Below are 21,622 nucleotides of genomic sequence, written 5' to 3'. Positions count from 1 at the left end.
TTTTAATTTATTGTAGGCGAATACAATTCGCCCCTACCATTTTCAACTTTCAATTTTCAATTACCTAAGTCTGTCCAGGCTTTTCACTAACTTCTCGTCTCTTCTTATTCCTCCGGCTGCCAGCCAAAGAAAGATTGCCATGGCGATTGGTAATAGACCACCCCAGCTATAAGTTCCCTTAACCATTGGCGTTGACTGTTTGAATGCATTGATGTAATATACCTCCAACCCAACTACAGCGATTGAAAGCAAAATTCCAGTGACTGCGAGTTTAAATTGAGTTGTTCTTTTTTTGAACAGGAAAATGGCAACAGTTGACATGCAAGCTACTGCGATACTCAGAGCGAAAACAACAAGATGGTCCGAAGCGAAAACAATGCGGCTTGAATTATCGGCCAAAGTTGCATTGAATAAAGGCACGCGTGACATTGCAAATCCGCATATGGCAGCCAGTGCCAGCCAGATCGTTTGTATACGTTGAATCATAATGAGTTTTTAACTGCGGTAAAAATAAACAAAAAGATGTACGATGTAAATTAAGATGTACGTTGTACGAATTTCATTCCAGCGCAACTCTGGAAACAATTTCGTACACCGTACATCGTCTACTTGCATGTAGGGGCCGCGCCAAAAAAAAGCCATTCGAAGATTTGAATGGCTTGAAGTGGTAAGGAGAGAAGAGAAGGGACAAAAACCTGACTTGTATATTATGGATTAGCTTTTTCGAATTTTTCTGTTTCTTCAGTTTCGCCGTCTACAACTTTTATTGTTTTCCAGTATTTCTCATTTTGTATTTTCACCAAATAGCCTGTTTTTTCACCTACGGTAACTTCTGTAACGCCAAATATTGAATAGCCTGCATAGTCAGCTTTGATGGCATCTTTCACGCTCTGAGGAAGCATAGCTGGATCGTAGTAGCGAATGGTATTCAGGCATTCACCTTTCTTACTGTAACATACACGGGTAAGAATACCTGCATTTTTGAAAACGACAATGCTGGTTTTTTTGCCATCGGTAACAGAGATGTCATTAATGTTGCTGTAATGGCTTACGAAGTTTTTATACGCTTTCTGGTTAGTGTTTGCCAGAGTGGCCATGCCTTCTGAACTGCTGGTAGCTGCATTCGGATCGTAAGATTTGCCTGATAAAGCGACGTATTGATTTTGCGCATTTGATGTGTTTGCGAATAGCATTCCGGTAATAGTCAGAACGCTGAAGAATAACTTTTTCATAAATTTTATGTTTAAATGATGTTGTTTAAAAATGCTCAAAAGGCAGGACTGCAATGGCTTTGAAAGGGAGGAGTTGTGTGAGATATCCGGGTTAATGCTGCATGCACATACTTTGTCGCGCATATGAAAACGATGGAAACAGGAGGAACGAAAAAAAGTAAAAAGTAAAAAGTAAAAAGTAAAAATTCCTGGATGCTGCTTGTTTTTATAAAACAGAGACAAATCTGGATTTAAAGTTTTTTACTTTTTACTTTTTACTTTTTGACTTAGCACATCTTGTCCGAACTTTCTAGTGGTTTGTTTGTAAGTATACTCGTGCTCGGCAGATACCTTTCTTATGAATTTGTGAGATGGAATTGGTCTTTACTCTCTCACCCCAACCTTTTGTAGAAAGCCGGTTTTTGTTGTCAATTGAACTTTTTTGGCTGGTTGTAAAAAACTATCACAGCGTTTGTTTTAAAAAACAGCTGTAAATGATTAATTTAGAACCCATTAAGGCTATTATGCAATCAACGTCTATTACAGATACAGACATTATTGAGGGATTGAGAAGAAAAGATAACAGGCACGTAGAGTATGAAAATGCCCTTTACCTGAAGTTTGCCTATTTCATCGAAGAAGGAAGGCACAAATATTCAGTTAATTATGAAGATGCCTTCAGCGCATACTCAGATGCAGTTATTACGGTGATTAACAACGTAGTAAATGCCAATTTCCAGGAAAGATCCTCACTAAAAACTTATTTATATCAGATTTTCCACAACAAATGTGTTGACCAGGTTCGAAAAAACACGACTAAGAAGAATGAAATGCATCACGGATTTGTTTTAACAGACGCATTAAATACTATGTCGGACACCAGCAAGACCATTGTCCAGCAACTTATAGAAAAAACGGATTTTGATTTGCTGAGGAAACGACTAAGTCAGATCGGAGAAAATTGTAAACAGATGCTATTGCTTTTTGCAGATGGTTTCAGCGATAAGGAAATAGCAACGATGGTAGGTTTTAAAACTGCGGCAGTTGCCAAAACCAGCAGACTGAGATGCATGGAAAAATTGAGACACATGTATAAACAGTAAACCCTTAGTCAGAATGAACAATTTAGAGTACATAGAAGATTATTTCAAAGGCACCCCAACACCTGATGAAAAAAAATCCTTTGATGAACGCATTCAGAACGATACGTCTTTTGCGGAAGAGGTTGCTTTTTATGTTTCTGGTCAGCAAGCAGCAGCGGATATGGCAAATGATGAGAGAAGAGAGCGCTTCAGGCAACTTAATTTCAATCAACGTGCAGCCCAGCCTGCCAAGGTTATATCTCTGCGCAGGGCTATAATATATGCCGCCGCCTGCGTTTTCCTGGTAGCGGTGGTAATGAGCTGGTTGTTTTTCAAACCGGTTTCCACAGAAAAACTGGCGAATCAATATATTGACAGTCAATTGACGACCTTTAGCGTGAATATGGGTGCACACGATAACATGCAGGAAGGCCTTGAGCAATACAATGCGGGCAAACTGGAGGAGTCGCTAAAAACATTTGAATCCATTTATAAGAACGACAATACAAAAGATCTTGCGGAAAGATATGCAGGCATATCAGCATTGCGTTTGCAGCAATACGACAAGGCTATTTCTTATTTCGAAGATCTTTCTACAAAAAGTCTTTATTCAAATCCCGGCAAGTTTTATCTCGCCCTTACCCTCATGAAACGCAACCAGGCGCAGGATAAAGAAAGAGCTCATATACTTCTCAAAGAAGTTGTTGACCAAAATCTTGAAGGCAAAGACATTGCAGAACAATGGTTGAAAAAAATGTAGTGAAAATAGTTGTTTGTTGGTAGTTGGTAGTTGTTAGACTTTATTATATGCAATCTTGCAAATAGTATCTGGCAGCTAAACTGGAAGAAGTTGAGCTGAAAGCCTAACAACCAACAACTAATAACTAACAACTAACAACTCTCTTCCGTAGCCCGCCACCAGTCATTATTTACCAATCATATTGCAAAACGACTGTCAATGAACTACACCTGGGCAAAAGAACGGGCCACTACCATAATGCTTGGAGTAAGTGTTATGGTTTTTGTTATGTCGGCCTGCAAACGCAACACAAAAGTAAAGATCTACAACTTCCCTAATTATGTAAACTGGAACGTCTCCACCAACCCCAACGCAAGTGATGACGAAAAGAAAAGAAGCCTCGACAGCGTTATTGCATATGTCAGGGGACTCAAATATCCCGACAGTACAGGCAAGGGAAGGGAAGAAGGAAATAATGGAGCGGGCGGCCGTCGAAAGATCTCCTCACAAACAGACAGCATCAAGGTATATACCTGCCCTTGCGATCCTAATCTCACCAACATTACAGCCAATTTAATTGTGATAGACAGTAGTGGTGATGCAACTTTAAAGCCGCCGCCACCGCCAAGGGTCCCCATGATCATTCAGGCACCAACTACACCGAATCCGCCAACATCAGGATCGGCAAGTAAAATGGATACTGTAATACAATCCATCAAACAAGGTGTCAGGATCAAAGGTTTCCCTGGTACAGTGAGTAAGCAAGGAATTCTCGCCATCATGGATACTGGTCTGGATACCACGTTGTTTGATCCGCAAATAAGAAGCATGATCTGGCAGGAGCCGGTTCCCGGAAATACTTTGTACAATTTCCTTCCGGGAGAAGATCCTAAGATATTGCTGGACGATAATGCCAGCAAACATGGAAGCGCGGCTACAGCTATTACATTGACACAACTTACAAATCAGTCGCCGCGGATTATGGTACTGAAAGTTCTGGATGCACATGGTCACGGAAGCGTATTTTCTGTGAGCTGTGGGTTGGCGTATGCACGCAAAAACAACGCATCGGTTATCAATGCAAGTTTGGGATATTACGGCGAGAAAGATTCCGTGTTCACAAGATATTTTACCAAAATATATGACTCGACTGTAATAGTTGCAGCAGCAGGAAATGATACGAGCCAACCTCATGAGAATGAAAAGCTTTGCTATCAACCTGTGAAACCTTCAAATAAGCTTACCCCGCACCACCTGTTTTTTCCGGCATGTTTTTCAGAGTCAACAGCTGATTTGATAAGTGTTACCGGGTTAACAGGAAGTAATGATGTCATGTGGCCGTGCTATTATCAAAACTATTCTGATGTATATGTAACGCTGGGTGTTTTGAAAAGCGATACAGGTTGTTGTACGATGAATGTGCCATTTCTCACATACCCAGTCGAAGGTTCGTCTTTTGTGGCGCCGGTAGTAAGTGGCAAAATTGTAAATTATATAATACAAAATGGATTTAAACCCACTACAAAGTTATACCTTCAAGGCATCGGTGTAAACAATGCAGCACCATCGGTGATCAATGAAACAACGCTACCTGTTAAGTATACTGTACTTGGCCAATATATCAAGAACTAAAGCCAGGATAAGAACATACATCTGCATATTTTTATTGTTAACTATTTCCTCATCCCTGTCGGCACAATGCCCTGACAGGGATGTTTTATTTAAACGGACGCTTTACTTAAGGGATTCTGTAAAAGGATTTTCGGAAGATTATTTGAAAGAACTTCTGCAGTATAAGGCGAACATAGATAAATGTGCATATAAGGGAGATACAACTCATGCGTCGCTACTGCTTACATTGGGACTTATGTATTCGAGAAGAGGCGATTTTTTAAATGCAGTGGCTTCAGCGAAACAGTCCATTGCTATCGCCAGTCTGCCCAAAAACAAATCAGCGTCCGGCAATGGATTGTTGGTAACGGACTATGCACTTTTGGGTAAGTTGTATGATTCGCTGCATCTTCCGATGGAAAAGAAATACGCCACCGACAGTTGTCTTTCCATCATTGCAAAAGAAAATGTTCAGTCACCTTATACACTGAGAATATTGTTTGATGCGGCCGACCATGCGTTTGACATTGGCGACTATCATGGCTGTCTGAATTATGTAAAGTATGGTGAAATCATTCAAAAAAACTACAACAGTGCCTACCTGGCAAGTGTGCTTCCCATGTGGAAGGGCCTTTCATTGATGAACCTGGGGAGATATGAGGATGCGGAAAATATTTTGCTTCAGTTTGTTGAAACACACAATTCAAAAGAAAGCCAGGCCTATCTGCCTATTGTGTATGGGAACCTCGGCCAGCTGTATGCGAGGAAGGGAGATATCAGGCAATCTTTGTACTATTCTAATAAAGTGCTGGAAAATTACAGGAAAAGTAAAACAGAAGATGCGGGACATGCAACTGTGTTGAATAATATCGCATTTGAAGTTTACTACAATAAAACACATGAATACGATAAAGCGCTTGACCTTTACCGGCAGGCAATTAAAATTTTTAAGAGCGTTAAAGAAATTGATGAACAAACGCGTGACTTCGAAATTTTCAATGTGCTGGATAATGTTGCCAATATTTATGTGAAAAAAGGCGATTTCAACAATGCAATGAAAACCTTTCAGCAAGCGTTTGATCTGTTGGAGCCGGGAGGATCAGAAACGATGTTGTTGCAGATGTCTCTTGCAAATGTACAAGTGAAATATGTTACTGGATTTGTGATTGACCTGGGAGATGCGTGGCTGGCGAAATACAAGGTAACACATGCAACGGCAGATCTTGAAAAGGCGATCAGCATTTATCATACAACCGATAGATTTTTCGACAGGTTAAAGGCCGAGCAATCAGACGTGCAATCGAAACTCTTTTGGCGCGAAAGCAGCCACCGCTTGTATGAGCATGCTATAGAAGCCTGTAATTTTTCGCACAATGCAGATGCGGCATTTTATTTTTTTGAAAAGAGCAGAGCCATTCTACTGAATGATCAGATACGCGAACTCGATGCGATAGGTAAAAAGGATGTGGTGAAATTCATGCAGCTTAAAAGAAACATAGTGCTGCTTGAAAGAATATTGAAGGACCTGACTTCTGACTCTTCGCAATATCGCGATTACCAGAATCAGCTGTTCGACAACAAAAAGCGGCTCGAAAAAATGCAGGACGATATTCGCGGCCACAACAAAGCATATAGCCAATCTCTTGTGGATTCTGTATTTATCACAGTGAAAAATGTCCAGGAACGTTTACTGGAAAATGATCAGTCGCTGCTGGAAATTTTTTCAGGAGATAGCGCTATTTATGCGCTCCACGTTTCCAAAACAGAAAAGAACCTGTATAAGATTGACAAAAAACAGTATGATAAACTAAGCCTTTGTTTTCTCCAATATTGTGATGATGCGGATAAGCTCAACAGGTTTTTCGGTGCCTTTGAAAAATGCGCAAACGATCTGTATAAATTGATTGCGGGAACGAGCAAGCTTAAAAGCAGATTGATCGTTTCTCCCGGAGATAATTTCTTTCCTTTCGAAGCCTTGATAACTTCCTATAATGGGCCTATTGTAAAATACATGATAGAAGATCATGCAATCAGTTACACCTATTCTGCCAAATTCTTAATGACCAATAAGGTGAGGAATAGTGTGGATGCCGGAAACGGGCAATTTATGGGGATGGCGCCTGTTACATATCCTGCGGGAATGCATTTGCCTTCATTGCAGAACAGCGATGCATCACTCGATAATATCAGCGACTATTTTTCTTCGCCTGCAGTATATGTCACGAAGAAAGCATCACGCCAACAGTTCCTTGATGAATTTTCTCAATACCAGGTCATTCAACTGTATACACATGCTGCCGACTCCAGCGCAATAGGAGAGCCTGTTATTTATTTTGCGGATTCTGCACTGTATTTGTCCGACATAATTACCGGCAATACAATGAACACAAATTTCATTGTGCTATCAGCATGTCAAACAGGGACCGGAAGGTTGTATAGGGGAGAGGGCGTGTTCAGCTTCAACAGGGCCTTTGCGGCTGTGGGGATTCCATCTTCGCTTACGAACTTGTGGTCGGTAAACAATGAATCGACATACCAGCTTACAGAGTTGATGTACAAGTATCTTGCACAAGGGTTTCCTAAAGACGTTGCTCTTCAAAAAGCGAAATTGGAGTTCATGAAAAAAGTTTCAAAGGAAAGAACATTGCCTTACTACTGGGCAGCGCCTGTGTTGGTGGGAACAGTTGATCCTGTTATTGCCGGAGGCGGCGGCTATTGGAAATACGTGCTGGGCGGAACGCTGCTCATTGCAGTCATCGGTGGTGGAATGTATATGCGAAAAAGAAAAGCCGGACGATGATCGGCCGGCTGTAGAGACAAGGCATTGCCTTGTCTGTACCGGGCTGTATGATTGCACAAAAAAGACAAGGCATTGCCTTGTCTCTACTAATTTATTTTTTCAATTCGCTCAACCACTTCTCCGCGAAGCTGATTGCTTGTTGCATTGGCTCTTTTCCCATGCGGTAAAAGTATTTCCAGTTGTTGTTTTTTCTTTCGTAGACAGGGTTGGTAAATCTTCCTTTAATTACGGTCGCATTGTAATCCACCGATTTTGCTTCTTCTATAAATGCTTTGAGTTTTTCAGGCAACACATTTTCCAGTTTGTACGTATCGTAGTTCCTTTGTTCCTGCGCCATGTCCTCTTTCAATTTTTTCAATTGCTCCTGGAACTGTTGGTCCTGTTCGTTTTTAGCGTTATTCATTTTTTCATTCATGTCGGCAGGGTACAAACTTTCAATAGCTTTTTTCTTGAACTCGTTAGGATTTGTTTTTGATAAAGCCAGCAGATCCTGTTTTTCTTTCAAGCTTTTTTGTAGTTGCTTTTTTTCAGCCTCCGTTTTTTCATTGTCCTGCAATTGTTCTTTGATCTCTACAATTTGCTGACCCACCGCTTGAGTAAGAACAGATGGTGGCAAGGAATTCATTGTTTGTATCATTGCTTTCCTTGTAGCTTCAGCATCGGGCATTTGATATTCGGAAACTTGCTTCTGTGCGGATATCGCGTTGTTGTAGGCCAGACCCGTTTTTGATTGCAGCGTGTCTTTGTGTTTATAATCGTAGGCTTCTTTGTTGGTTTCGATACTGATCTCATAGCTCTCTTTAAATTCTTTGCTGTTAACCAGTTCCTTTGCTCTTTTTAAAAGATCTGACATCAGCGCTGCACGGTCGCCTGAAGGCAACTTCAAACCTTCCGGACGTATTTTGTACCACGAATCATAATTGGTTGCAAATACGTCATTCAGCAGATAATTTTTTACGGCCTCATCAATATCATTTTGTGAAATGAGAATAGAAGCGAGCTTCTTGTAAGCGGTCATGCTCATCAGCACAACGGCCAGGGTTATAAGGGTGAAACGATAAGCTTTTTGCATAATAGAGTGTTTAAAGTGTAAAAGTATATCGCGCTGGTCCCGATAAAAATGTCAAAGGAAATGAAGTGTAGAAAACGGCGTGTGAAGTGTGGACTTCGTGCTATGCGATCATTTTTATTTCACGCAAAGCGCGCAAAGGTTTCACGCAAAGGACGCAAAGATGAGAAGGTGTATAAGGAAACCTTATCATCTGCAATCTTCGCGAAGGTTGAATTTAGTTATGATGTCTTTGCTTGTCTTTGCTCCTTCGCGCCTTTGCGTGAAGCTGTTTTGCGGGAAATAAAAAAAGCCTGCTGCAATTGCAACAGGCTTTGAAAATATATGCTGTTTGTTTTATCCCAATTCAGGATACAACGGGAATTGTTTCATGAAGGTTTTCACTTCTTCGTTTACCTGGGCAATAACCGCTTCGTCGTCGATGTTCATCAACACCTTATCGATGAAGGCAACTACTGTTTCCATGTGCTCAGCTTTCATTCCTCTTGTAGTAACAGAAGGAACACCAACACGGATACCGCTTGTTACAAATGGGCTCTTGTCATCGAAAGGAACAGAGTTCTTGTTCAACGTAATGTTTGCTTTATCAAGCGTTTCCTGCGCCTTTTTACCAGTGATATTTTTGTTACGCAGATCAATCAGCATCAGGTGGTTATCGGTACCACCGCTGATAAGGTTGTAACCGCGGCTAACCAATGCTTTTGCCATAGCCTGCGCATTTACCTGAATTTGTTTTGCGTAAGCAGTAAAATCATCGCTCAAAATTTCGCCGAAAGCAACAGCTTTGGCAGCAATCACGTGCTCAAGCGGTCCGCCCTGGATACCAGGGAACACAGCCAGGTCAAGCAATGCGCTCATCATGCGCGTATTGCCTTTTGGATCTTTAATGCCAAAAGGATTTTCGAAATCGTGGCGCATTAAAATAACACCGCCGCGAGGTCCGCGTAAAGTTTTATGTGTAGTGGTAGTAACAATGTGGCAATGTTCCAAAGGATCGTTCAACAAACCTTTGGCGATCAAAGCAGCAGGGTGGGAAATATCAGCAAGGATTAAAGCACCGATTTCGTCAGCTACTTTTCTTACTCTTGCATAATCCCAGTCGCGGCTGTAGGCAGACGCGCCTACGATGATCATTTTTGGTTTCGCTTCTCTCGCTACTTTCTCCAGTTGGTCGTAGTCAACCAATCCATCTTCTTTTGTTACACCGTAAAAAACAGGGTTGTAAATTTTACCGCTGAAGTTAGCGTGGCTACCGTGTGTAAGGTGGCCGCCCATGCTCAGGTCAAGACCCAAAATGGTATCTCCCGGCTTCAGGCAGGCAAGGAAAACCGCCGCATTTGCCTGTGCGCCACTGTGCGGTTGCACGTTGGCCCAGGTCGCATTAAACACTTGTTTTATCCTGTCGATAGCTAATTGTTCAATTTCATCGATCACTTCGCAGCCGCCGTAGTAACGCTTTCCGGGGTAACCCTCAGCATATTTATTGGTTGCTACACTACCCATCGCCTGCATTACCTGCAGTGATGTAAAGTTCTCAGAGGCAATTAGTTCAATGCCATTTTGCTGACGTACTTTTTCTTTATTCAGCAGATCGAATACTAATGTGTCTTTTTGCATGGCGCAAAGATAATGGGAGGAATTAGAAATTAGAAATTAGGAATTAGAAATTAGGAATTAGAACGACTGCTGCACCGATTATCTAATTCCTAATTTCTGATTCCTGTTTATCCTTTGCAATCGATTTCTATACGAAAAACCAAAAAATACCTATTTTCGTTTGCAGAGTGCGGAAGATGATGAAAAGGAAGGCTCTGTTACTCAAAAATGTACCGGTTTCTTACAGCTAATGCCGTAGACCGGCCCGTTTTTCGGAGATATTTATATTAAAACTTTACAAGTGAAAGCTATTATTCCCGTAGCTGGTGCTGGAACCAAGCTGCGACCACATACATATACTCAACCTAAGGCTCTCATTCCACTGGCAGGAAAAACGATTTTAAGCATCATAGTAGATCAACTGCTGGAAGCCGGTATAACAGAATACATTTTTATCGTAGGATATCTTGGAAACAAGATACAGGACTATGTGAGAGACAGATATCCCGGCCTCAACGTGCATTTTGTACAGCAAAATGAACGCAAGGGCATAGGACAAGCGATTGCACTGACAAAGGACATCGTTAACAATGATGAGCTGTTCATCGTATTGGGCGATTCGATTTGCGAGTACAATCCGAAAGATGTGCTGCAAAACGAACATTCCGTTCTGGGCGTAAAAAAAGTAGACGACCCGCGTGATTTTGGCGTTGCGGAAATCGGTGAGGACGGCATGATCAGCCGGGTGGTGGAAAAACCGCATATCCCGAAATCTAACATGGCCCTGGTGGGGATTTACTTTATCAAGGAATCCGAAAAGCTTTTCCAGTGTCTTGAAAATAACCTGGAAAACAACCTGACAAGTCACGGCGAATTCAACCTGACAGATGCATTGGAGTGTATGATCAATAGCGGCATTAAGATCGCGCCATTTAAAGTACAGAACTGGTTTGACTGCGGAAAGAAAGAAACCTTGCTAGACACGAACGCAATCCTGCTCAAAAAATTCGGACACAAAATAGCGGAGGACCGCATCTTTGAAAATACAATCATCATTCCTCCGGTAAACATCGCTTCGGGCTGCAACATTCGCAATGCGATCATCGGGCCGAACGTTACCATTGGAGAAAATGTTACCATTCATTCCTCCATCGTAAAAGATGCCATAATTGGTACTTTTTCTAACCTTAGCGACATCGTTATAACCCGCTCCCTCATTGGCAGCGACGCGGAAGTGAAAGGTGAAAGCCGAAGCTTGAACGTGGGTGATAATGCTGAAATAGATTTAGGCAGAACGATATAAAAGAAATAAAAAATAAAAAGTCAAAAGTCAAAAACGGTTCAAACTATTCGGGACCATTTTTGACTTTTGACTTTTTACTTTTGAATTAGAAAGGCACTATCATTTTTACACATGCATTCCTTCCCATCCCATAAATGCCCAGCTTACCATTGGGCGATTGCGAATAGTATTCAAAATATTTAAGCCTGCTCAAACCTGACTGGAAAGACGTGTTGAAAATGTTATTCACCTGCAAATAAAATTGCAGTGAAGATTTTTTACTGTAATTAATAACGGTGCTAACGGAAGCGTTGAAAAGCGTAAAAGCTTCGGATACCGTTTCTGTATTGAAGGATTGCAGGAACCTGTCCTGCCGGGCGTTGTAGTCAATATCTGCTTGTACGGATAATGAAGGAACAAACGAACTTTTGGTTTTTATCTCCTGCGAAACGGAACTCAATAATTTCGCCGGTGGAATAAATGGCAAATACTCTCCTTCAACACCTTTTCCTTTGTAGTTATTATTCTTGTTAAAGCCATATACAGCAGAAAAATGATTGCTGATCATAAATCCTTTCAACCGTTGTGGATGAATACTTAATGAGGCTTCCAAGCCATACAGCTGCGCTGCTTCCTGTTGGTATTGAAAAGTTTTATTGCCTTGCGCATCTGTGAGTGGATTACCGGCGCCGTCTGTTAACTGGGAAAAGTAAATGTAATTCTGCACGTTGTTATTGAAAACACTAATGCCCGCAGTTGCATCTTTTGAGCTAAAGTCCAGACCGATATCTTCCTGCAAATTGAATTCGGGCGAAAAATTACTGTTTCCCAAATAGATAATGTGAGCGCCGGGATCGAGGCCGTTTGAAGCGAGCTCAGTAATGTTAGGTGCTCTGTAACCCTTGGCAATGTTGGCCTTCACGGAAATCTTTTCGGTGAGTTTGTATGTTGCACCCGCACTTAGTGAAACTCCTGTAAATGTTTTTTGCAAAGCAGGAAACTGCAAAACCGAACCGGCAGTATCCGGCAAAAAGTATTGCTTATGAAACCCATTGCCGGAGTTGGGGCCTATGTACATATCCTTCGTGTGCATGGTTCGGACATCATATCTGATACCGCCACTAAGCGTCCATTTTTCATATTTCCAGGTAGCACAGACATAGGATCCTATATCCAGTAAGTTGTAATCGGGGATAGGAAAATCAGTGGCATCTTTGCTCTTGTTGTTTTGCAACATGCCATTCACACCAATAGTAAAATCAATGTTCGAAAAATAATGTGTGTTGTACTTTATATTGTAGTTCACAGTGTTCAATCTTACAAATAATGCAGCTTGTGTGGGTGCCGTTGGATGACTGAATTCCCTGCGTACATTTTGCTGTAAACCCAACAAAACTTCGAGGTTGCTTGTGCCAAAAATATAGCGGGTATTATTGTAAATACGATAGTGTTGAATATGCTGGTGCAATGGCGAAAGCGCATAGCTGTTGAGTTCTGCACCTGTTACAATTGGCCGGCTGGCAATGTCGTCGTGGCTGCCTTCATAGATCTGTTTCGTGAATTTTCTTGAAAGCGAATCACGGCTACCATCGGGAATTCCCTGCAGGTTGTCATACAAAGTAAAATTGAGGGTAGAAGAGAGCTTGTCATTATTATAGCCTGCCAGTGCAGCAAAATTTTTCTCACTAAATCCTGTGTTGTATACTCGTCCGTCCACTGCGTTTGTATAATTTTTTGCGAAGCGATAGGAGCCACGCAATGCGTATGACCAGTGCTCATTGCTATAATTGAGTCGCAGCCCGTTTCCCACCAGACCATTGTTGCTTTGATATTCTGTCGTGAATTTCCCTCTTAGCTTTCCGTCCTTTTCCTTCGGTACGTTAGGAAAAAGACTCACAACGCCCGCCAGTGCATCCGAGCCAAACATCAAACTGGACGGCCCTTTGATCACTTCTGCTTTTTCAATATTGTAAGCATCTACTTCAATACCGTGTTCATCTCCCCATTGCTGGCCCTCCTGGCGAATGCCGTCATACAAGGTCAGTACTCGATTGTAGCCAAGCCCCCTGATGAATGGTTTGGAAATATTCGGTCCCGTTTTTACAGTATTCAAACCCGGTACATTCTTCATCAGCACATCGATGATATTGCTCTCAATTGTTTTTTCAATTTTGATGGATGAAACGGTGGCGATGGGAACCGGATTTTCCCTGATCAACGTGGCTTTTGAAACACCCGTGATCACTACTTCTTCAAGCGATGCGGAAGTTTTTGAAAGTTTTATATGTACCGTTGCATTTGCAGTTCCGGTAACGCTTTTTTTATCGTAACCTACCGACGTTATCTCAAGTTCATACCTAACAGAATCAGGAACTGATATAGTAAAACTTCCTTGTTCATTACTAAGTGCACCAGCATTGATCGCTGGAATAAAGACAGACGCGCCTGCCAATCCATTACCCGTCAATTCGTCTTTTACAACGCCCCTGATGCTGTGTTTGTGCCTGGATTGGCCAGATGTTTGAGCTTGCAGATCATCGCAAAATGAAGTAAAAAGAAAGCTCAAAAAGAATAGTTTTTTCATTTAACTAAAAAAATATTTAGGTGTGTCTAAAATTTAATTTAGATAAACATATATTATTTTGTTAATATCAGAAAATATATTTTTACGGATTACTTTACCTCCTGATGTCATATGGCTGTTCGAAAAACATTCGACCCGTTTGCTTGTCATCCGAGGAACGAGGGATCAGAGACGCGCACTGGCAGGTTGTTTGTGTGGAACCCAGATCCCTCGTTCCTCGGGATGACAAGCGGTATTCCTTTATAAACGCGGAAATTCTTCATCCGCAAAGCCAAACAAAAAATCATATCAAATCATGACAACCATGAAAATCTGCGTTCTTTGTAGTTTATTAAGTAATTTCGCCTTTGCTACAAACCGAACTATCGTGTCGTCTTTTGACGGCAAGGAAAGTCTGGACAGCGCAGAGCAAATGCACCGGTGAACAGCCGGGTGTTTCGAGCAATCGGAGCAACAGAAAGTGCCACAGAAAATAACTATCCTGCTCACGCGGGAAAAAGGTGAAAATGTGGGGTAAGAGCCCACGGCCGTATGCAGTAATGCATACAGCGGGTAAACCTTGCATGCTGAAATGCCACGTATACCGGCGCCCGAGGGCTGCTCGCCCGATGCCGGAGGGTAGGCAGATTGATCCCTGGAAGTAATTCCCGGGACAGATAAATGATAGTGTAAAAACAGAATCCGGCTTATGAGTTTGTAGCTTTTTAATTTGAAAATTTGAAGATTTGAAGATTTGAAAATGTCAAGTGCGGCATATTGTACACTTTCATTTTCTTTCAAATTTTAACCTAATAAAACAGTGCACCTTCAATTGATCTTGTTTACTTGAAGGTGCAAAAAACTCCCTAAGCTCCCTCATTTTCAAATTTTCAAATTCCCACATTTTCAATTTATTTTGCAGTCCATTAAAACAATAGACTATGGCAGGTATACTCGATTTAGTAGGGAATACACCGTTAGTAGAGCTTAAGAATATTCCTACCAATAAGAACGTCACCGTATATGCGAAGCTGGAGGGAAATAACCCAGGAGGAAGTGTGAAGGACCGTGCGGCTTATGGCATGATCAAAGGAGCATTGGACAGGGGAGAAATAAAACCGGGCATTAAATTAATCGAAGCCACCAGCGGTAACACCGGCATTGCACTGGCGATGATCTCCAGCCTGTTTGGTGTGGAAATAGAACTCGTGATGCCCGATGATGCTACTAAAGAAAGGGTTTCCACAATGAAGGCCTTCGGAGCAAAAGTGATCTTAACGCCAAAAGAAAGATCTATGGAAGGCTCCATTGACTATGCGAACGAGCAGGTCGCAAAAGGCGGCTATTTGATGCTCAATCAATTTGGCAACCCTGACAACTACATGATGCACTACCGCACAACAGGCCCGGAAATATGGAGAGACACTGATAGAAAGATCACGCACTTTGTTTCCTCCATGGGAACAACAGGAACGATCATGGGTGTATCAAAATATTTAAAGGAACAAAATCAAAATGTGCAGATTGTAGGTTGCCAGCCAACAGATGGTTCGCGCATTCCCGGCATTCGAAAATGGCCCGAAGCATACTTACCCAAGATATTTGACCGCAGCCGGGTTGACCGCATAATAGAACTCGATGAAAAAGAGGCTCGCACCATGACCAAGCGCCTTGCCAAAGAAGAAGCCATCTTCGCCGGTATGAGCAGTGGCGGTGCCGCGCACGCAGCTATACAACTCGCAAATGAATTAGAATCAGGAGTGATTGTGTTTATCGTTTGCGACAGGGGAGACAGGTACTTATCGTCCGATCTTTTTGACTAGCAATTAGCACACGGATGACACGGATTAGACGGATTTACACGGATCTTTTTGAAGGCACGCAGATGACGCTGATTAAGCAGATGTGCACAGATTTTTTTCTTCATCTTGAGCAGCAAAGCTAATCCTGGGTTTTCTATTATTTAGTCTTTAACCATATAAAAAAATCAGTGTAAATCCGTCTAATCCGTGTCATCTGTGTGCCAAAAAAAGCCGCTACATCGCTGTAACGGCTAAACTATAATGGATGGGTTAGAGACGTAAGAGGCCTTTTCTACTGTATATACGTAAAAGTCGCTTTTTTATTGCCTATCATTACGTCAAAATCTCCCGGTTCTGTTATTGTCTTCAATTTTTCGTTTACAAACGCAAGGTCATTTTTGTCAAGAGTAAACGTGACCGTTTTACTTTCACCCGCTTTTAAATCGATCTTTTGAAATGCTCTCAGGCGCTGAATGCTTGGTGTAATGCTTGCATATTGATCATGCGTGTAAAGTTCTACAGTATGCTTGCCATCGCGGCTGCCAGTGTTTTTTACAGTGATGCTGACAGTTAATTTTGCAGCACCTTTTAATTGCTTAGAGCTTAGTTGAATATCACCGTATTCAAAAGTGGTGTAGCTCAAACCAGCTCCAAAAGCAAACAAAGGTTTATAACCATCCATCGTCATATCGGAGTTAAAGATTTCACGGATTTCTTCTGTGGGCTTCCGATCATACATCACTATTTCGCCCATGCTGCGAGGATAGCTGTATGGCAATTTTCCGCTTGGGTTGTAGTCGCCAAATAAAACGTCGGCAATTGCTTCACCTGTTTTTTTACCGCTCCAGTAAGCCATGAGTACGCCCTTCATTTGAGGTTCAATGTTTGTAATAAAACGTGGTCTTCCTTCTGTAAGAACAAGAATAACAGGTTTGCCGGTTGCCCACGCAGCCTTCGCTAAATTGATTTGGTTCTCAGGCAAAGCAAGGTCGGTGATATTGCCCGGACTTTCTGCATAGGCATTTTCACCAAGACATAAAATGATTGCAGAAGCATTTGCAGCAGCTGTTTTTAATGCGGTGGTATCAAAATTTTGCGGAGCATCAAAGCCTTTGGCTGTAGTCGTCGTTACGTTGGCAGCGCCAATTTTATCAGAAATTGATTGAAAGATTGTTTTGCTGTCCTTTGGGTACCAGGTTTCATCTTTGCCCTGCCATGTGTAGCTCCAGCAACCATTTAAAGCGCTGATGCTTTGTGCCGCCGGACCGGCTACCAATATTTTTGCGGTTTTAGGTATAGGTAAAATATTGCCATCGTTTTTCAACAAAGTCATTGCTTCGTGAGCCGCGTCCAATGCCAGTCTTTGATATTCGGGCTTGCCGAAATTTGCAGCCGCGTTTTTTTCAGGATATGGGTTATCGAACAAACCAAGCTTTGCTTTCAACAAAAGTATCCTGCGAACAGCATCATCAATGCGGGTCATTGGCACCTCATTTTTCTTTACTGCTTCAATCAGCAGGTCATAAAAAGAAAAATCAGTAGGCACCATGCTCATGTCAATACCTGCATTCACAGCCATCGCTACTGCGGCTCTTGGAGTTGATGCAACAAAATGCCTGTCGTTGAGACGTTTAATATCTTCCCAATCTGTTACGATAATGCCTTCAAAACCGAGTTCTTTGCGCAAAACATCTGTCAGCAAATACTTGCTTGCATGAACAGGCGTGCCGTTGATCTCGCTTGAATTGATCATCACCGTGGAAGCGCCAGCTTTCACTGCTTCGCGGAATTGTGGCAAATAATATTCGCGCATTTCAATCTCCGGCATGTAAATAGGAGTGCGGTCCTTGCCGGTTCTTGATGCAGAGTAGCCCAGGTAATGTTTCATACAGCTTGCTACTGCGGTTGGATTGCGTAGTCCATCTTCCTCATAGGCTTTAATGACTGTTGCGCCCATCGTTTTACCGATGTACACATCTTCACCATATGTCTCCGGAAATCTTGACCACAACGGCTGGCGGCCAAGGTCCAGCACCGGTGCGAAGTTCCAGCGTACACCAGAAGCACGCAATTCTTTCGCTGCCACTTTCGTAACTGCTTTTGCAAGCTCAGGATTACGTGTGGCGGCCATGCCTATATTTTGTGGAAACAGCGTTGCATCCAAAGTATATGTTTGACCATGAATGCCGTCAAGGCCATATAGCACAGGAATTTTCAAACGACTGTTCTTTGTTTCATCTTGTATTTGAGTGATCACTTTGCCCCATTGATCGACCGACAATGCGTGGTTTGTTACATTCAAAATAGAACCGACGCGATAATCAACAACTGCTTTTTTCAAGGCGGAAGGATCAAGCACGCCGTCTTCCGCAGTAGCAACAACACCGAGTGTAACCTGTGTCATTTGACCTACTTTTTCTTCCAGCGTCATTTGTTTAAGAAGTGATTCTACCTTTTGTTTGTCAGCAGGAGTTTGCCCGAAGGAAAAGTGAGATAGCATTAATCCCACCGTGGCGATAGCAAGCTGTTTCATTCGTAAAAATGTTGGTTGTGTTATTGTAATGCACTAATGTAAACAGAAGTTTGGTTGCTTCAAATGACGGTTTGAATTTTATAATCCAATGCTGACGGTATTTTAGCTGAGAGATTAAAAAAGTACAAGAAAAGGCAAAAGTAAAAATTCAAAAGTCAAAAATGATGCGACGGAGCGAACGTTTTGAATTTTGAATTTTTACTTTTTAATTTTAGTCTATGGTAAAATTCAGCACCACCATTCTTCGTTTCAACTCGCAGGGCGAAAAGACCGGCTGGACCTACATTGAAGTGCCTGCTGCTTTGGCGCAGAAACTTTCTCCAGGCAACAAAAAATCATTTCGCGTAAAGGGAAAGCTGGATAATTATGAGTTTGAAGGTGCATCATTGTTGCCGATGGGCGAAGGCAATTTTATCCTGGCATTGAACGCCAACATGCGCAAAGGAATCAAAAAGCAAAAAGGCGATAAACTGATGGTGATATTGGAGATAGACAAGCCATTTGAAATTCCATCATGGTTCATGGAATGCATCGAAGATGAACCCAAAGCCATTGCACATTTTAATAGTCTACCGGGCTCACATAGAAACTATTTTGTAAAATGGATATTGGCTGCAAAAACAAGTCCTACACAGGACAAGCGAACTGCACAAGTGGTCCATGCCTTGATCAATGGAATGACTTATCCGGAGATGCTGCATTATGAGAGAGACAGGGGGAGTTGAGAATTGAGAGTTGAGAATTGAGAGTTGAGAGTTGAGAATGCTTTCTGTGTGGCGGAGGAAGTAATAACAACCTTCCGTCTGCTTATCAGTTGTTGGTTGCATCCTCAGAAAAAAATCGGTGAAAATCAGTCTAATCAGCGTCATCTGTGTGCTATAAATCTTGACTAATCTTGAAAATCATGAAAATCTGCGTTCCTGCCTTTCCATTTTCAAATCTTCAAATTTTCAAATTATCTAATTGTTCCTCTGTTTCTTAAAATTCTTTTCAAAAAATTTGGTGGTTTGGAAAATGAGGTTCATTTTTGCCTTGCAATGAAAAAACAAGTAATAAATATTCAGTGGTGGTGGCATACAAACTCTTCCGGGGTTGTGTAATGTCATTTTCATGTTTATATAAACGCATTATATCAGGCCCCGAAGTATTCGGGGCTTTTTTATTTAGTTCCGGATAGCGAGGCGAATTAGAAACAACAGTCAAAAAAACATCCATTAGTCACCGAATGAAACGAATTGCAATAAGAACGGAAGTAAAAAAAATGCTGGCAGATGTATTTACGCCGGTAGGCATCTACCTCAGGTTAAGGGACAGGTTTCGCGACACGATCCTGCTTGAAAGCACTGACCACCACGTAGCAGAAAACAGCTACTCATTCATCGGCATCAACGCAATTGCCGGAATGGAAATCACTTCAAAAGAAAGCCTGGAATTCAAACTACCCGGCCAATCACCCGAAAAATTACCCATCAAAACCACGGAAGAAGTACCGAAGCACCTATGGAACTTTATGAAGCGCTTTGAGATTGCCGAAGGTTCAAGCATGCTTAAAGAAGCAAGATTTGCACAAGGGCTTTATGGCTACACCACTTTCGACGCGGTGCAATTCTTTGATACTGTAAAACTCAACGTTGGCAATGGTCAGCAACCGACCATTCCGTTGATGCGATACAGGTTATACCAATATGTGATTGCCATTAATCACTTTAAAGACGAACTGTTCATTTGCGAAAATAAAATTGACGGCATCGAGAGCGAACTCAGCGTAGTAGAATCGCTGATACGCAGCCGCGACATTCCGGTGTATCCATTTGCGGCGCAAGGTGAAGAAGGAAGGAACATGAGTGACACAGATTACATGGATATGGTGAAGAAAGGCATCCAGAGTTGTTTCCGTGGAGATGTGTTTCAGATCGTGCTCAGCAGAAGATTCCAGCAGAAGTTCACCGGCGATGAATTCAATGTGTACCGCGCACTTCGCAGCATCAATCCTTCTCCTTATTTATTCTTCTTCGATTACGGCGATTACAAATTAATGGGCTCAAGTCCTGAGGCGCAACTGATCATACAAAACGGCAAAGCGGTTGTACACCCGATTGCCGGCACTTTCAAAAGAACCGGCAACGATGAAATTGACGCACGCGAAACTGAGCGTTTAAGAAATGACCCCAAAGAAAATGCGGAACACGTAATGCTCGTGGATCTTGCCCGCAACGATCTTAGCCGCTTGTGTGATGATGTGCAGGTGGTTCACTACAAGCAGGTGCAATACTACTCGCATGTAATTCATTTGGTTAGTGAAGTAACCGGGAAAGTGCGTCCTGAAAGCAATCCGTTCGAACTACTTGCGAAAACATTTCCGGCGGGTACATTAAGCGGAGCGCCAAAGATCAAAGCTATGCAGCTGATCGATTCATACGAACCAACAAGCCGCAGTTATTACGGTGGAGGCATTGGCTTTATGGGATTTGATGGCAGTTGCAACCACGCAATTATGATCCGCACATTCTTAAGCAAAGACAATACGCTTACTTACCAGGGCGGAGCGGGCGTAGTATCTGCAAGCAATCCTGAACATGAATTGCAAGAGGTAAACAACAAACTGGGTGCATTGAAAAAGGCTATCGAGTTTGCAGAAACAATTTGATTTTGGGCGTCAATTAAAACACAATCATGGCTAATAATACAACAGATAATAAAGGCGTAGGAAAAATATTGGTGTTTGATAATTACGATTCATTCACTTATAACCTCGTGCATCTTGTAGAGAAAATAACACACACAAAAGTGGACGTTTACCGCAATGATAAAATTGCACTGGCAGACGTTGATCAATATGACAAAATCATTTTATCACCGGGTCCAGGCATTCCTGAAGAAGCAGGTTTGTTGTTGCCTTTGATCAAACAGTATGCACCAACGAAATCCATACTGGGCGTATGTCTTGGCCATCAGGCGATAGGACAGGCATTTGGTGGAAATCTTACAAACCTGTCAACAGTTTATCACGGTGTGGCAACGAACATCATGCAAAAGAAAGTTGCACCGAAAGGCACCAACGAAGTGTTCAATAATTTACCAGCAGAATTGGAAGTTGGCCGTTATCATTCATGGGTGATAGATAAAAAGGGATTTCCCGAAGAGCTGGAAATTACCGCTGAAGATGAAAACGGTTTTATCATGGCATTGCGCCATAAAAAATATGACGTGCAAGGGGTACAGTTCCACCCAGAAAGCGTTTTAACACCAATGGGCGAGAAGATTTTGAGGAATTGGCTGGAGATTAATTGAAAATTGAAAGTTGAAAATTGAAAATGGAGTGCGTAGGGGCGAA

At 42.1% G+C, this 21,622-nt stretch carries 15 protein-coding genes and 1 other RNA gene; 10 read left to right on the top strand and 6 right to left on the bottom strand.

From position 1 onward, the window contains the following. Positions 1-60: 60 nt before the first annotated feature. The gene (locus KTO63_RS02680; protein ID WP_217789578.1) at positions 61-486 is read right to left on the bottom strand and encodes a DUF4293 domain-containing protein; all 426 of its coding nucleotides are present in this window, start codon (positions 484-486) and stop codon (positions 61-63) included. Between the two features lie 221 nt (positions 487-707). Then, a complete protein-coding gene (locus KTO63_RS02675; protein WP_217789577.1) occupies positions 708-1,232 on the bottom strand; it encodes a hypothetical protein in 525 nt (174 codons plus the stop codon). A gap of 473 nt (positions 1,233-1,705) precedes the next feature. Between KTO63_RS02675 and KTO63_RS02670 the strand changes: the two genes are divergently transcribed. The 4 genes from KTO63_RS02670 (at position 1,706) to KTO63_RS02655 (ending at position 7,443) form a co-directional block, all read left to right on the top strand. After that, on the top strand, positions 1,706-2,314 hold the full coding sequence (locus KTO63_RS02670; RefSeq protein ID WP_217789576.1) for an RNA polymerase sigma factor: 609 nt from the start codon (positions 1,706-1,708) through the stop codon (positions 2,312-2,314). 13 nt (positions 2,315-2,327) lie between these two features. Further along, a complete protein-coding gene (locus KTO63_RS02665; protein ID WP_217789575.1) occupies positions 2,328-3,053 on the top strand; it encodes a tetratricopeptide repeat protein in 726 nt (241 codons plus the stop codon). 198 nt (positions 3,054-3,251) lie between these two features. Then, positions 3,252-4,664: a S8/S53 family peptidase gene (locus KTO63_RS02660; RefSeq protein WP_217789574.1), complete on the top strand. Its 1,413-nt coding sequence runs from the start codon at positions 3,252-3,254 to the stop codon at positions 4,662-4,664. Continuing rightward, complete coding sequence (locus tag KTO63_RS02655) at positions 4,609-7,443, top strand: CHAT domain-containing protein (protein WP_217789573.1); 2,835 nt, start codon at positions 4,609-4,611, stop codon at positions 7,441-7,443. The genes KTO63_RS02660 and KTO63_RS02655 overlap by 56 nt, the downstream gene beginning before the upstream one ends. Positions 7,444-7,534: 91 nt before the next feature. On the opposite strand, the gene KTO63_RS02650 is transcribed toward KTO63_RS02655, so the two are convergent. Together KTO63_RS02650 and KTO63_RS02645 are read right to left on the bottom strand one after the other, a co-directional pair. Continuing rightward, on the bottom strand, positions 7,535-8,515 hold the full coding sequence (locus tag KTO63_RS02650; protein WP_217789572.1) for a serpin family protein: 981 nt from the start codon (positions 8,513-8,515) through the stop codon (positions 7,535-7,537). 333 nt (positions 8,516-8,848) lie between these two features. Next, positions 8,849-10,129 (bottom strand): serine hydroxymethyltransferase, encoded by a 1,281-nt coding sequence (locus tag KTO63_RS02645; protein WP_217789571.1) that lies wholly within the window; start codon positions 10,127-10,129, stop codon positions 8,849-8,851. A gap of 280 nt (positions 10,130-10,409) precedes the next feature. On the opposite strand from KTO63_RS02645, the gene KTO63_RS26355 reads away from it, so the two are divergent. Continuing rightward, positions 10,410-11,411 (top strand): sugar phosphate nucleotidyltransferase, encoded by a 1,002-nt coding sequence (locus KTO63_RS26355; RefSeq protein ID WP_217789570.1) that lies wholly within the window; start codon positions 10,410-10,412, stop codon positions 11,409-11,411. 85 nt (positions 11,412-11,496) lie between these two features. Here the strand turns inward: KTO63_RS26355 and KTO63_RS02635 are convergent, their stop codons facing one another. Continuing rightward, entirely contained in the window at positions 11,497-13,974 is a 2,478-nt protein-coding gene (locus KTO63_RS02635; protein WP_217789569.1) for a TonB-dependent receptor, read from the bottom strand. A gap of 349 nt (positions 13,975-14,323) precedes the next feature. Between KTO63_RS02635 and rnpB the strand changes: the two genes are divergently transcribed. Both rnpB and cysM read left to right on the top strand, forming a co-directional pair. Further along, positions 14,324-14,679: RNase P RNA component class A (gene rnpB, locus KTO63_RS02630), an RNA gene on the top strand. Positions 14,680-14,894: 215 nt separating this feature from the next. Then, positions 14,895-15,776: a cysteine synthase CysM gene (gene cysM / locus KTO63_RS02625; protein ID WP_217789568.1), complete on the top strand. Its 882-nt coding sequence runs from the start codon at positions 14,895-14,897 to the stop codon at positions 15,774-15,776. 271 nt (positions 15,777-16,047) lie between these two features. On the opposite strand, the gene KTO63_RS02620 is transcribed toward cysM, so the two are convergent. Continuing rightward, positions 16,048-18,288, bottom strand: coding sequence for a glycoside hydrolase family 3 N-terminal domain-containing protein (locus tag KTO63_RS02620; protein WP_217789567.1), 2,241 nt, complete (start codon positions 18,286-18,288; stop codon positions 16,048-16,050). 218 nt (positions 18,289-18,506) lie between these two features. Between KTO63_RS02620 and KTO63_RS02615 the strand changes: the two genes are divergently transcribed. The 3 genes from KTO63_RS02615 (at position 18,507) to KTO63_RS02605 (ending at position 21,579) form a co-directional block, all read left to right on the top strand. Next, positions 18,507-19,013: a YdeI/OmpD-associated family protein gene (locus KTO63_RS02615; RefSeq protein WP_217789566.1), complete on the top strand. Its 507-nt coding sequence runs from the start codon at positions 18,507-18,509 to the stop codon at positions 19,011-19,013. A 500-nt stretch (positions 19,014-19,513) separates the two neighbouring features. Beyond that, positions 19,514-20,935, top strand: coding sequence for an anthranilate synthase component I family protein (locus tag KTO63_RS02610; RefSeq protein ID WP_217789565.1), 1,422 nt, complete (start codon positions 19,514-19,516; stop codon positions 20,933-20,935). A gap of 26 nt (positions 20,936-20,961) precedes the next feature. Then, positions 20,962-21,579 carry an anthranilate synthase component II gene (locus KTO63_RS02605; protein ID WP_217789564.1) on the top strand — a complete coding sequence of 206 codons (618 nt, stop codon included), beginning with the start codon at positions 20,962-20,964 and terminating at the stop codon, positions 21,577-21,579. Positions 21,580-21,622 lie beyond the last annotated feature (43 nt).

Source organism: Pinibacter aurantiacus (assembly GCF_019130065.1).
GTDB classification, from domain to species: Bacteria; Bacteroidota; Bacteroidia; order Chitinophagales; family Chitinophagaceae; genus Pinibacter; species Pinibacter aurantiacus.
The sequence above is the reverse complement of the archived record's forward strand: the minus strand, read 5'-3'. Positions and strand labels throughout refer to the sequence as shown.